8 protein-coding genes are annotated in these 12331 nt (G+C 60.2%); 5 read left to right on the forward strand and 3 right to left on the reverse strand.

Translation table 11 applies throughout. The features are described from left to right. Window positions 1–137: 137 nt before the first annotated feature. A complete protein-coding gene (locus ACWUI2_RS18170) occupies window positions 138–1955 on the reverse strand; it encodes a hypothetical protein (RefSeq protein ID WP_486984264.1) in 1818 nt (605 codons plus the stop codon). A gap of 50 nt (window positions 1956–2005) precedes the next feature. After that, window positions 2006–4105, reverse strand: a complete 2100-nt coding sequence (locus ACWUI2_RS18175; protein ID WP_486984265.1) for a hypothetical protein — start codon at window positions 4103–4105, stop codon at window positions 2006–2008. Window positions 4106–4392: 287 nt separating this feature from the next. Between ACWUI2_RS18175 and ACWUI2_RS18180 the strand changes: the two genes are divergently transcribed. From ACWUI2_RS18180 to ACWUI2_RS18200, 5 genes are read left to right on the forward strand one after another with little or no spacing between them, the layout of a single operon-like run. Further along, on the forward strand, window positions 4393–5457 hold the full coding sequence (locus ACWUI2_RS18180) for a mannonate dehydratase (RefSeq protein ID WP_486984266.1): 1065 nt from the start codon (window positions 4393–4395) through the stop codon (window positions 5455–5457). Beyond that, entirely contained in the window at window positions 5454–6242 is a 789-nt protein-coding gene (locus ACWUI2_RS18185) for an SDR family NAD(P)-dependent oxidoreductase (protein ID WP_486984267.1), read from the forward strand. The genes ACWUI2_RS18180 and ACWUI2_RS18185 overlap by 4 nt, the downstream gene beginning before the upstream one ends. A 24-nt stretch (window positions 6243–6266) precedes the next feature. Continuing rightward, on the forward strand, window positions 6267–7313 hold the full coding sequence (gene dctP / locus ACWUI2_RS18190) for a TRAP transporter substrate-binding protein DctP (protein ID WP_486984268.1): 1047 nt from the start codon (window positions 6267–6269) through the stop codon (window positions 7311–7313). 7 nt (window positions 7314–7320) lie between these two features. Then, window positions 7321–7836 carry a TRAP transporter small permease gene (locus ACWUI2_RS18195; RefSeq protein ID WP_486984269.1) on the forward strand — a complete coding sequence of 172 codons (516 nt, stop codon included), beginning with the start codon at window positions 7321–7323 and terminating at the stop codon, window positions 7834–7836. 5 nt (window positions 7837–7841) lie between these two features. After that, window positions 7842–9143, forward strand: a complete 1302-nt coding sequence (locus tag ACWUI2_RS18200) for a TRAP transporter large permease (RefSeq protein WP_486984270.1) — start codon at window positions 7842–7844, stop codon at window positions 9141–9143. 63 nt (window positions 9144–9206) lie between these two features. Here ACWUI2_RS18200 and ACWUI2_RS18205 read toward each other — a convergent pair whose 3' ends face one another. Next, window positions 9207–12290 carry a family 78 glycoside hydrolase catalytic domain gene (locus ACWUI2_RS18205; protein ID WP_486984271.1) on the reverse strand — a complete coding sequence of 1028 codons (3084 nt, stop codon included), beginning with the start codon at window positions 12288–12290 and terminating at the stop codon, window positions 9207–9209. Window positions 12291–12331: the final 41 nt, after the last annotated feature.

Consider the following 12331-nt stretch of genomic DNA (forward strand, 5'->3'; position numbering starts at 1 on the left):
ATGTTGGGAGTTCAATTTGGGTTTGGAGTCAGATTGACAGACCAGTTTAACTGAATTGCGTTCCGGAATGCCTTTGCGATTGGGCCAATCGTTAGCACATTTTGGCCATGAGAATCAGTGTTCCCCGCGAGCGCCTGCTACTGTTGCGTTCGGGTCCGGCGGGTTTCTCTCAGGAGGGCGTCCATTGCGGCGGCGTCGCGTTGGTAATAAGCCTGGAGAACAGCGGGATGCGCGGGCTCCGGCGTTTCGGCCAGGACTTTCCTGACGAAAAGTTCCTTCAGCCAATAGGCGTGGACGTATTTTTCGGCGACGGAGGTTCCCCGGGCGAAGCGAATGATCTCCTCGTCGGCGAGTTGATGGGCGAGGGCGACCCGAAAGAAGCGTTGGGCTTCGCGCCACGACCGGTTGACCGCGTTCGCGTTTTCCTCACGGAGCATTTCCCAATCCATCGTTGTTACGTCGAGGATCGGACCGGACGTGTCGATTCCCAACTCGTTGAGGTCGTCGACGCGGTTCGGAGTGCCGTTTCCATCATAATCGTAAACGATGGTGTCGATGTAGCCGTCACCGTTTTTGTCGAAATACTGGATCACTTCCTCCGGCCGAGTGGCTCGTTTGGGGGAAGAACGTCCCGTGGGATGGACCGCTCCATGGTATTTCGCCTCGCGGTCGACCAGCCAGACTCCGCGTTCCGCTCCGAGAAGGTGAATTTTGCCGTCCCAGGCCGCCCGGTAGAGTTTGCCTTCGCCGCTGAAGTCTTCGTCCCATTCGGCGCGATCGCCCAGCGTATCGGCCTGAGGGTGGTAAATCGGGGAATTCGGATGGCGTCCCTCCAGGATATAGGGGTCTCCGGGATAATAGATTTCGACCCGTTCCCACCGGAAATTGTCCTGATCCTCGTCGAAGGTCATGAATGCCCGCGCCCATTGGCCGCCGAAGATTTTGGCGATGGCATCGTCGCGCCCCAGGAAGCGGAATCGTGTGTTTTGGCGCCATTCGAAATGGCGGTAGTAAGGTTCGGCCCAGTCCGGTGCTTTGATTTGGGGGAATTCGTGGATCTCGTCGTCGTAGCGGACGCCAGGTTCTCCCGCGACGTAGAGGGTCAGGTCGTAGCGAAACTCGTTGCGGTGTCCGGCATCGTTGTGAATGTCGTAACTGACCCAGGCCTCGTTGATCAGGCCGTCATGACGGACCTGGCTTCGATTCGGCCCGGTCAGGACCCGGTCGTCGGCGACGCGGAGGGATACGTTGGGGGTTCCATCTCCGGTTGTATCCCAGAAATGGAACGGGTTTTCCCAGGTGTATTCAATATTCTCATGCGCCCAGGCCGGTGTGGCTTCCTTGAGGAAGGTGCTGTTCCCGGCGTAATTGGTCCGCCAATTACCCGGTTTGTCCCAGCGGGTGAAGCTCAGGGAGAGATCGGTCCAATCGAGATCGGCGAGGACTCCCGAACTGTCGTGATCGATCAGGACAAAGTAGGTGGGGCCGCGGGCGAAAACGCTCCGTGCCCCGGGAGGCGGATTTTGATTGAGTAACTCGATGTCCGGGATGCCGTCGCCGGTGGTGTCGGCCCATTTGATTGTCAGATCGGCCGGTCCGTCGAAGTAGCCGTCGCCATCTTCGTCGATCTGCAAGGCGCCGTTGATCATGTCGCCCCAGGTGCAGGAACCGGTCATCGTGCCGGCTTCGTCGAACCAGCGCATTCGTTTGCCCGCCCACCATCGTTCGAGGATATCCGGCTTGCCGTCTCCGGTCACATCGATGCGGATGATCTCGTCCTGCTTCGCCGGATCGAGTTGGGATCGCCTTGGCGACTCCGGGTCGGTTTCGCGTGGATACACGCCCTCCGCGGCGGCGTTCGCGGCGGCGAGGAAGACGGCGATGGAAACAGCAGCGAACCGTCCGATGGTGGCGAACGGCGCGGCGGAAAGGCTGGGATGATTGATCGCTCTCATCGTGGGTGCGCCCGTCGCCGGGTGGACCAGGCGCGGGCGGAGTGGGTTGGTCAGTCGTTCAAATCGAAAAGCTGGACCATGGCTTGGGTATCGTAGACGTAAAACCGGGTGTAATTGCCTCGCATCCATACGACGGCGCTTCGTCCAATTTCCCAGGCCGGAGAATACGGGCGGAGGTTGTCCGCCGGGGAGTCCTCCGTGAGGGGCGTCCATTTCCAGGTTGCCCCTTTGTCGTGGGTCCGGCCCATGAAAATCTCAAATTGCGGCCGACTGGTGCTCGAACTGACCAGCGGTTCTCCGGTGACCGGGTGGGCGTTGGTGGAAATGTAGACGACATCGGGATTCATCGCGTCGACGGTGGCCAACCCGGTGTAATCGGGCTGTTCCGGCAGGGCAAAATGTCCGCCGCCGTGGGCCAGGTGATGCACGTGGTAGCGCTCCCCATCGAAGCGGGCGTAGAAGTAGCGGTGATCGTCTTTGTCGTCGTTCGCCCGGAACTGAAAGACCGCCACCGGGTGGCCGTCGGGCATGACCCGGATATCGTTTTGCCACCCCCGCCGCATCGTCGCGCCGTCGACCTCGGTTCCGTCCTTGAGGAGAAGGGGGAGTTCCTGGGGCGGCGTCCCGTGCGGATTCGAGAGATTCGGATCGAGAAGTCGGCCCTCCATGTTGTACAGTTTGTTCTCCTCGATGTAACCGGCGTAAATGGAATTCAAATACGGCCCCGGACTGGTTCGGTCGCTGTTGAAGTTTACGATCGGGTGATCGTCGGTGGTGATGATGTAGACCCGTTTTTTGCCGTCGCCGGCGTATTTCACATAGGCGCGGCCGCCCTCGCGGCTATGGGGCCACGGATCGGGGGTGTCGATCAGCCGGCCGCCGTAACGCCAGGTCTCGCCGAGGTCGTCGGAGTGGATGATGTGATGGTCGAATCCCGTCGACCGAATTGAATTGAACACCATCCCTTGGCCGTCGTTGGCTTCGGCCAGATAGAACGGATGCGTGTAGCACAAGCTTTCGCCGGTGATCGCGTTCCGGTTGATCGGGCCCCACTCGGTCGGATCCCCGGGCCGGGTGGAGATTCGCCAACGGAGGTGAACGGATTCCCGATCCTGGGGGGAATAGGTCGGCGAGTTCCGGTCTCCATGCATGGTCCAGGTGGCGAGATAGCGTCCGTCCGGGCGGATCATCAGGCCCGGCGCGACGTGGTCGTCCAATTGCAGCCGGTCATCGAGCTCGAAGCGGCCGCGCTCGGGGTTGCCCGAATCCGCGGTGGCGAGATTGACCCAATAAAGATCGACGTCGCCGCGCTGTTCGCTGTCCGGTTCCCCGAACGTCACCACGGCGGCGAGAAGCAGGGGACGGTCCGGAACGCCGAGATCGATGACCGCCCGCGGGTCCTGGAACCAGCACCACATGGCGGGGCGGTCGGGATCGGAAATCGCGAAGGGCTCGGACCAGCTTCGGGCGATGGCCGAGCGTTCCACGATCGTCCCGGGCGCGTGACCGGCGGGGGTGTCTGGAAGGGACTCCTGGCTGATTCCGGGCCGGGCGGTGAACCGCTCGCCGTTCTCATCGGGTTCGAGGCTCGCGCCCGCCGGGAAAACCGAAAGTTGGGTGAGGCCGGCGAATGAGGCGCGGGTTGGGGGAATGTGGATCCGCAAGCGTCCGTTCACCACCCGAACCGCCCGTCGCTCCACCGCGAAAAGACCCGCCGGAACGACTCCCAGATCGATAGACGGCTCCGTTTCCCCCTGGAAGAAGAGCCGCGCGGTGGCCGGATAGGCCATGTCGCCGATCACGGCTTCGACGACATAATCGCCCGCGGGCAGCGCCACCGCGAATTCGGCGCCGTCGGAAAGAGAGTGGGAGACGGCCGCGAAGGTGTCGCGGAGGGTATTGTCGTGCATCCCCCGTTGGCGGAGCACATCCGGGGGCCGGACCCATCCCCACTGGTTTTCATCGGAGAATCGTGTTGTGCCCGTCTGGATCACCCGTTCCGGCACGTCTATTCCGTCCGGGCCGAAGTTGAACACCAGCGGGTTTTCGTGTGTGAATGACAAATTGGCGGCGGCCGAGTGCGCGAAAAGAGTTGGACCGAGGAGGAGAAACCCAGTCCATCGCCGGAGAGAATAAGGTGATTGAGTCATAGGAGCCAAAATCCGGGCCACGGATGAAGGGGCCGATGCTATCACGGTGCCGGTGCAATCCGCCTTATCGATCCTGCCAAACGGCAGCATGATCGTGCCAATGCCCCGCGGATGGCAGGAATGTGCTAGGAAATGGCCGAATGGTTAAGGCTGATCTTGTACGGATTGATGTAGGCTGGGACCCCGGTGAGAGTTGGGCCGTCAAAACAAGAGGATTCCGGCGGTTTCGCGTCGAAGATCGTATCTCGTCGAGCCGCGCCCGGGTCATTTTCCATAGATCTTTCTCCATGAAAATCGGACTTGGTCTTTACCGGCGGATGTTAACGCCGGACAATTATCGTTTCGCCCGGCAATGCGGATGCACGCATATAGTCGCCCACTTGGTCGATTATATGTCGGCCGGCCAGTTGCAGGGAACGGATGAAACCACAAGTTGGGGCACTAGCGGCAGGCGGGGTGACGATCTGTGGACGGTCGAGGAACTGGAGGGCATCAAGCGAGGGATCGAGGCGGAGGGACTGGTTTGGGAAGCGATCGAGAACTTCGATCCGGTGCATTGGCATGATGTGTTGCTCGACGGCCCCCGCCGGGATGAACAGATGGAAAACCTCAAGACGATGGTCCGACGCGTCGGCGAGGTTGGCATCCCGATCATCGGCTACAACTTTTCGCTCGCGGGAGTCTGGGGACATGTGGTCGGCCCGTGGGGCCGGGGGGGAGCTGAATCGGTGGCTTTTCGCGGACCGGCCGGACCCCGCGAGACCCCGGTGCCGAACGGGCAGGTTTGGAACATGGTTTACGATCCGTCCGCCCCGGCCGGTGTCATCTCGGCGCCCACCCACGAGGAACTGTGGAGCCGGGTGGAGCGCTTTTTAGCGGAGTTGGTCCCGGTGGCGGAGGAAAGCGGGGTTCGCCTTGCGGCCCATCCGGACGATCCGCCCATGCCGACATTGCGTGGGACGCCGCGTCTGGTTTATCAGCCGGAGTTTTACCAACGGCTGCTTGACCTGCGTCCGAGCAAGGCCAACGCCCTGGAGTTTTGTCTTGGCAGTATTTCGGAAATGACGAACGGGAATGTGTATGAGGCGACCGAAACCTATGCGCGGCAGGGGGCGATCGCCTATATCCACTTCAGGAACGTCCGCGGAAAGGTTCCAAACTACGAGGAAGTTTTTGTGGATGAAGGAGACATCGATATGAAACGAATTCTGCGACTCCTTCACCGGAACGATTATGACGGCGTGTTGATTCCCGACCACACCCCTTCGTTGCGCTGTGACGCGCCGTGGCATGCCGGGATGGCCTATGCGCTTGGTTACATTCGTTCGGCGATCGAGGATTTGAAACGATGAGCCAGGGGAAAGAACCAATAGCCGTTGGCTCCGTTTTCGCTCTCGACGGGGAACATGCGTTGATCACGGGAGGAGGAACTGGCCTTGGGCTGGGGATCGCCCGTTGCATGGTGGCCGCCGGAGCCTCAGTGACTTTGGTCGGCCGCCGGGAGGAGCCGTTGAGAAGTGCAGCGGAAGAAATCGGTGGATCCGTCGGATGGATCTCTCATGATATTACCCGCCTTGCTATGGCCGGCGTCCTTGTCGCGAAGGCGGAGGAAGATGCCGGGAGGACGGTCTCGATCCTGGTGAACAATGCCGGTATCCATTTCAAGAAGCCGACCGGCGAGATCTCCGACGAGGACTTTCAAGCGGTGATGCAGACTCATGTCTTTGCCGCTCACGCACTGAACCGTGCCGTGTTGCCGGGTATGCTGGCGCGGGGCGCTGGCAGCATCCTGATGATCGCATCGATGGCATCGCTTTTCGGGATACCGCAGGTGACTGCGTATTCGGCGGCGAAAAGCGCCTACGTCGGAATGGTCCGGACGATGGCTGCGGAAGTTTCCGAACGGGGAGTCCGGGTGAACGCGATCGCTCCGGGTTGGATCGAATCGCCAATGATGCGCGGCGCGCTGGCGGCCGATCCGGAACGTGAGCGGAAAATTCTCGCTCGCACTCCCGCCCGCCGCTTCGGTGCTCCAAGCGAAATCGGTTGGGCGGCGGTTTATCTTTGTTCGCCCGCCGCGGCTTTTATTACCGGCGTGGTATTGCCGGTCGATGGAGGCGCGAGCATCGGATTTTGAATCTGACCAATTAAACCTGAACACATGAAAAAAATTATAATTTGGATGCACGCGCGGAAATTGAGAGGCCCGGCTTTTCTTCTTTTAACCGTTTTGATTGCTCTGGGAGCGGGTTGCGGCGGTCAGGACGGGGCAACCATTATTCGCATTGGGCATGGTCTGCCGGAGGACCACCCGGTCCATCAGGCGCTTCTGAAGGTGCAAACCTACCTTGTGGAGAACGACGTGGGCGATATTCAGATCCGGGTGTTTCCCAACAACGTTCTTGGTTCCTCCGTCGATCACGTCCAAATGATCTCGACCGGACAGATCGATGCGGGAGTGATATCGGTCGCCGCACTTGGACGACAGGTTCCGGAGATGAATGTTCTAAATCTGCCGTTTCTTTTCCGGGACGCCAATCATCAGAGGGAGGTCCTCCACGGCGAAATCGGACACGAACTGCTCGGTCATCTGGAGAGCCGGAACATGTTCGCCTTCGGTTTCTTCACCTCCGGATCCCGAAACATCATGAGCAAGACCCCCGTTCGGCAGCCGGCGGACTTGTCCGGGCTGAACATCCGGGTCATGGAGAGCAGCATGCTTGTCAACACCATCCGTGCGATGGGCGGAAGTCCTGTGACAATGGACATGGCCGAGGTCTATGGGGCGCTGCAGCAGGGGGTTCTCGACGGGTGGGAAAACAACCCGCCGACGGCCTGGTTTTTTCGTATGAATGAAACGGGGACAACTCATTTCTCCTGGACTCACCACTTGCGAATACCCGATGCCGTTCTGGCGAGTGCCGCGCTGCGGACGCGCCTGACCGACGAGCAATTCGCAATACTCGAGGCGGCCTTCGCTTATGCGATCGAACGGCAATGGGAGGATTGGGAAAGATTCAGTGAAGAGGCTGTGGAGGAGCTTAAGCGGGCCGGAATGCAGTTTCACGAAGTTGACGAGAGTGTATTTCGCACCCGGGTTGAGGGTGTCTATACCGCATCCTACGAGCGCTTCGGAGAGGGATTTCGCCGCCTGGCGGAGGCGATACGAGCCCATGGTTCGTCCGATGAGGCCGGTCGCAACGAGTAACGGACCGATGTTTCCGTCCAAAAGGATTTTTGGCGAAATCGAAGAAATCGTTTCCTGCGTTTTGCTGGTGATGCTTTGCGTCACGGTGGCGCTCCAGGTGTTTTCCCGGTTCATCCTCCGGGATCCTTTCATTTGGGCGGAGGAACTGGCGAGGCTGTTCTTTATCTGGACGGCTTTTATCGGTGCGGCGGTGGCGTTGAAGCATCATCGCCATTTTGCGATTGAACTGTTGGCTGCTCGGTTGGCCCGCGGCCGGGGTTTGGCGAGACGTTCCGCGATCTGGATCCGACGGCTGGCGGTGTTATTAGTTGTCCTCCTTTTATTGATACTGACATGGCACGGGTTTGCCCACACATGGGCGGTGCGGGCGACCTCCACCGATATCCTGGAAATCAGTCTGGCCTGGACGTATCTTCCGTTGCCGCTGAGTTGCCTGACGATGTTGATCCGATCTTTGCCGATGTTGGTCAGTCCGCCCGATCCGTTTTCGGGGGCGGCCGAGTCCTCTTTAAAAAGTCGATAATCGCCATGGTCTTGTTTCTGCTCGCCGTTCTTTTCGTCATTCTCCTCGTCCTCGGGGTGCCGATCGCCTTCGCTTTGGTGGCCGCAGCGGTGGTGGCCATGGCGGCGGCGACACCGTTCAGTCTCGAAGTCGTCGTGCAACGGATGGTGGGTGGAGTGAACAGTTTTCCGCTGGTCGCGATTCCCTTTTTCGTGTTCGCGGGACTGATCATGGGGCGGGGAGGAATGAGTGACCGTTTGATCGCATTCGCCCGGAATCTGGTCGGCGCGCTGCCGGCGGGCTTGGCTCTGGTGATGGTGTTGGCCAGCATGATGTTCGCCGCGATCTCAGGATCGGCGGCGGCGACGACCGCGACCATCGGCGCGGTCATGATACCCGCGCTTGCCCGGGCTCCCGGGTTCAACGTTCCGTCCGCCGCCGCGCTGCAGACTACGTCCGGCTGTATTGGTGTGATCATTCCCCCGAGTGTACCCTTGATTCTGATGGGGGTGATCGCTGGAATCAGCGTTGGAGACCTTTTCCTGGCCGGAGTTATTCCCGGCATTCTGATGGGCGTCAGTCTGATGACGATGAGTGTCTTATACACGATCTGGCGGCGGCGGGAGGGAGACGAAGTGACGGGGGGGGCGGCGGCGCCGACGCTGAGGGAGCTCGGCCGGTCAGGGCTCCACGCGATTCTTCCGATGCTGACCCTGGTCATCATCATGGGAGGAATCATCGGCGGTCTGTTCACTCCGACGGAGGCGGGCATCGTGGCCGTCCTTTACGCATTGGTGATATGCACGCTGATTTATGGCGAACTGCGCTGGCGGCATTTTCCGTTGTTGTTGCGGGAAGCGGTGACAATCACGGCGGTCGTGGTCTTGTGTATTTCCGCCGCCGCTCCCTTCGCATGGCTGCTGACGATCGAGCAGGTGCCGCAACAGATTGGTCAAGCGATGCTCGCGCTTACCGAGAACCGAATGATGCTGGTGCTTTTAATGCTGGTTGTTCTGCTGGCGATCGGCACATTTTTGGATTTGACGCCGGCGATGTTGATTCTTGTGCCGGTTTTCCTGCCAATCGCGCGGGCGGTCGGCATGCCCGACCTTCAGTTTGGAGTGATGGTGACAATGGCGCTGGCAATCGGTCAATGCACGCCACCCTTGGGCGTTTCGCTTTTCGTGGCTTGCGGCGTGGCAAAATGCCATATTGCCGAACTGGTCCGACCGCTCTTGCCGTTTCTGCTGGCCCTCTTCATCGCCTTATTGGCGACGGCCTTCCTTCCCGCGCTTTCCACTTGGCTCCCGGCGACCTTTCGGCAATGAATCCGGTCGTCGGGTGACGGAGTTGAATTCGCTTCGAATCGAATACGATCCTGGGACAGAAGGTTACTCCGTCGTTTGCCAGAGGATGCGGTACTCGCCAGCGGGAAAACGGAAACGTTGATTTCCGTCGTCGTTTTCGACCGCGACGATTCCGGGAAGTTCGTCGATGGGGGTGTCGTCGACGCTGAGCGGTCGGGAGGTCGGGACCACCACCATGGCGGTCGAGTTCGGAGGTATCCGGATTTCCATGATCGTCTCATCTCCCTTGTGAGCCCAACCGGAATGGATTTCGCCGTAGGGGGATTTCATCGTGAGTGAGGCGTGGGAGAGGTTGGAGGGGATGTTGGGAGCGATGACGAAATCCTGCATTCCGATGCTGCCGGGGTCGAGACGGATTCCGCAGAGTACCTCGACGAACCAGTTGGCGAAGGCGTGCGACTCGGCTTGAGCGGTTGAATTCAGAGTGATTCCCCCGACCGGATCGCTCCGACTTTCGGGAATGCTGGTTAGGCCGATCTTTTCGGTAAAATAGGCGATGGCGGGATAATCGGTGGAGCGCAGAATCTCGACCGCATCATCCAGATAACCGTGGTCGCTCAGCATATACAGAACCCGGTACCATTCGCGACCCCCGTGGATGGCGTTGTCGAAATGGGTGTTTATCTCGCGGAACGAGATGTCGGCGAGTCGCTGGCGTTCCTCCGGTCGGGCGATTCCTTCCAATACCGCGATCGCGTTGGAGACCGGATTACCGCCGGATGTGAGGAAGCGGGGAGGGGTGCTTTGAATGCGTCGCGCGCCATAGGCGCCGGTTTTGGGGTCGCGCATCTCGCTGTCGCGGATTGCCTCGACGATCTCACCGATTAATTTTTCGTAGTAGGCTTGCTCGTCGGGTTCATTCAGTTTGGCGGCGAGCCAGGAAGCTTTGCGTAGCACATTGATCCAACGACCGAGGGTGACATAGAGTTGGTCCGATTCGAAGGCGCTCTCGGTCCGGCCGGAGGGATGATGCTGGGTATGGTCGCCGGTGTTGGTCGAGGGGGCTTCGGGATCGTGCCTCCACCGCTGGCCGTAACGCGTCGCCTTCCAGGATCGGATTCCCGCGAGGTAGCGCTTTCCTTTGTCGCCCTCCCAGTAAAAATCGATCCACCGGCGGATCAACGGAAAGTAGTTCCGCACCATTTCGATATCCCCGTAGTAGGCGAGGTAGACCCAGGGAAGGTCGATCACCGGGGTTTCGTGGATTGGAGTCGGTGGTATGGCGTCGCGGTAGCTGTAGGCGCGCAGGGTCAGCGTCTGACCGGAGGTCCGGCCATCGGGGAGAATCCAGAGCGCCTGGTCTTCGAGGAACTTGCGGTAAACCAGGGCGAAGTCGCCGATGGCGGTGTTCAAGGGGGCAGGCCAGGTCCAATGCCACGGAGTCTGGTTCCGTTCGGTGGAGTTGTCCCAACTCATCGACTGGGTGTTTTGAAGGGTCGACGAGGTCGCGGCCGCGAAGAGATTGTTGAAGACCGGTTCCGAAGATTCGAAAGTATGGTTCACCGGGAGGTCGTTGCGGATCAGGATCGCCGTGATCGTTTCCAGATCCGGCTTGAAGTCGAGGCCGGTCACTTCGAGGTAACGCATCACTTGCGGCGAGAACCTTGGCGTGAATGTGGTGGGACCGTCGCCGTCGGGAGTGACCGCCCAAGTCATGATCCCGATCGCGCCTCGCCGGAAGACCGGCGGCGCCGAAGCCATCACGGCCGAGGATCGATGCTTGGCCACGATCATTCCGGGGGTGGCTTCGCGGATGTTTCCGTCCGGGTAGCGCAGGTTGTGGTGCCAGTTTTGGGTGGTGATTTCCTCGTTCCAGAGCCACTCGGAAGGCCGCACGAACACGGTCGATCGCTGGTCGGCCGGAAGTTGGAGTTCGACGAAGCCGGTGACGGTTTCCGGCAATTCGAAGACCCAGACGCCAGGCTGCGGTTGCGTGAGGGCGATCGGCGTGACGCGTTTGACGTGCCGTTGCGGTTGGACGCTTTGGGCGATCATGATCGGATCGCCCACCGGATCTTCGAACGTGGAGACCGGACTCCATTCGGAGTCGTTGAATCCAGGAGCATCCCAGCCGGCCGGTTCCAGCTTTGCGTTAAAAATCTCGCCGAGGTAATGATTGCTTGCCAGCAAGCCGCCGTATCCCTGTTTCCATGACTCGTCCGTGCCGAAGATCTCCGAAGTACCATCGGTGAAGGTGATTTCCAATTCGGCCCGCAGGGCGGGGGAATTGTAATGGTGGCTGAACTCGGGGAAGGGCCAGGCCACCGCCTCGCGGGCCCAGCCTTCGTCGAGAATGAAACCGATGGCGTTGCGGCCGGGCTCAAGCATTGCGGTGACATCGTGGGTGACGTATCGCACCGCTTTGGAATACTGGGTGACCACTGGGTCGAGGACATGGTCCGACACCGGCAGGCCATTGAGGCGGGCGTCGACGAAACCGAAGGCGGCGTATCGCAGCCGTGCCGTTTCCACCGGGCGGTCAATTTCGATTTCGGTACGGAAATACGGAACTCGGGGAAGATCCCGGGCTCGACTCACGACGAGGCGGTCCCAGTGACGTAATTGATTCCGCTCGACGCGGTCCCAGTGGTTTTTCCGCGTTTGATAGACCGATTCCTCCGGCAGTATGGCCATTTTGACCCAGCGTTCGAAATCGGAGCCGGAGTTGGCGATGCGTTCCTGCGGCTCGATCCATCGGGCCCGCCATTCAGCGGGATCGAGCACGGCCATCTCGAAGCGGGCCGGCTCCGACCAAGGGCTCTCCTCCTTCTCTTGGTCCCAATAGCGCACTCTCCAGTGGTAGCGTCCCTTCGAAGCGAGCGCTTCGCCCTGGTAATGCACCAGATGGGACTGGCGGGACTCCACCCGGCCGCTGTCCCAGACGATCTCGGCGAATGAATCGTCCCGGGCGACCTGGATGCGGTAAGCGGTCTGCGCCGCCCCACGGCGGTCGTCTTCGAGTTGCCAGGAAAAGGGAGGCCCGGGGTTTTCCACCGCCAGGGGATTCTCGCGGAAATCACAAAGCAGATTTGTCGGCGGATGCGGCTGCCCATGAAGGGCCACCGAAGCAGAGAAAAACAGAGCGAGAAGGAGGACGGGCCTGGACATCGACTTAAAACAATTCGTCATGGCAATTGAAACAAACTATA

The sequence above is a fragment of the Verruconatronum alginivorum genome (genome assembly GCF_056590205.1).

Bases quoted from the DNA above. Each gene is read 5' to 3' on its own strand.
- ACWUI2_RS18205 (WP_486984271.1), bottom strand. From the start codon at position 12,290: ATGTCCAGGCCCGTCCTCCTTCTCGCTCTGTTTTTCTCTGCTTCGGTG.
- ACWUI2_RS18175 (WP_486984265.1), bottom strand. From the start codon at position 4,105: ATGACTCAATCACCTTATTCTCTCCGGCGATGGACTGGGTTTCTCCTC.
- ACWUI2_RS18180 (WP_486984266.1), top strand. From the start codon at position 4,393: ATGAAAATCGGACTTGGTCTTTACCGGCGGATGTTAACGCCGGACAAT.
- dctP (WP_486984268.1), top strand. From the start codon at position 6,267: ATGAAAAAAATTATAATTTGGATGCACGCGCGGAAATTGAGAGGCCCG.
- ACWUI2_RS18200 (WP_486984270.1), top strand. From the start codon at position 7,842: ATGGTCTTGTTTCTGCTCGCCGTTCTTTTCGTCATTCTCCTCGTCCTC.
- ACWUI2_RS18170 (WP_486984264.1), bottom strand. From the start codon at position 1,955: ATGAGAGCGATCAATCATCCCAGCCTTTCCGCCGCGCCGTTCGCCACC.
- ACWUI2_RS18185 (WP_486984267.1), top strand. From the start codon at position 5,454: ATGAGCCAGGGGAAAGAACCAATAGCCGTTGGCTCCGTTTTCGCTCTC.
- ACWUI2_RS18195 (WP_486984269.1), top strand. From the start codon at position 7,321: ATGTTTCCGTCCAAAAGGATTTTTGGCGAAATCGAAGAAATCGTTTCC.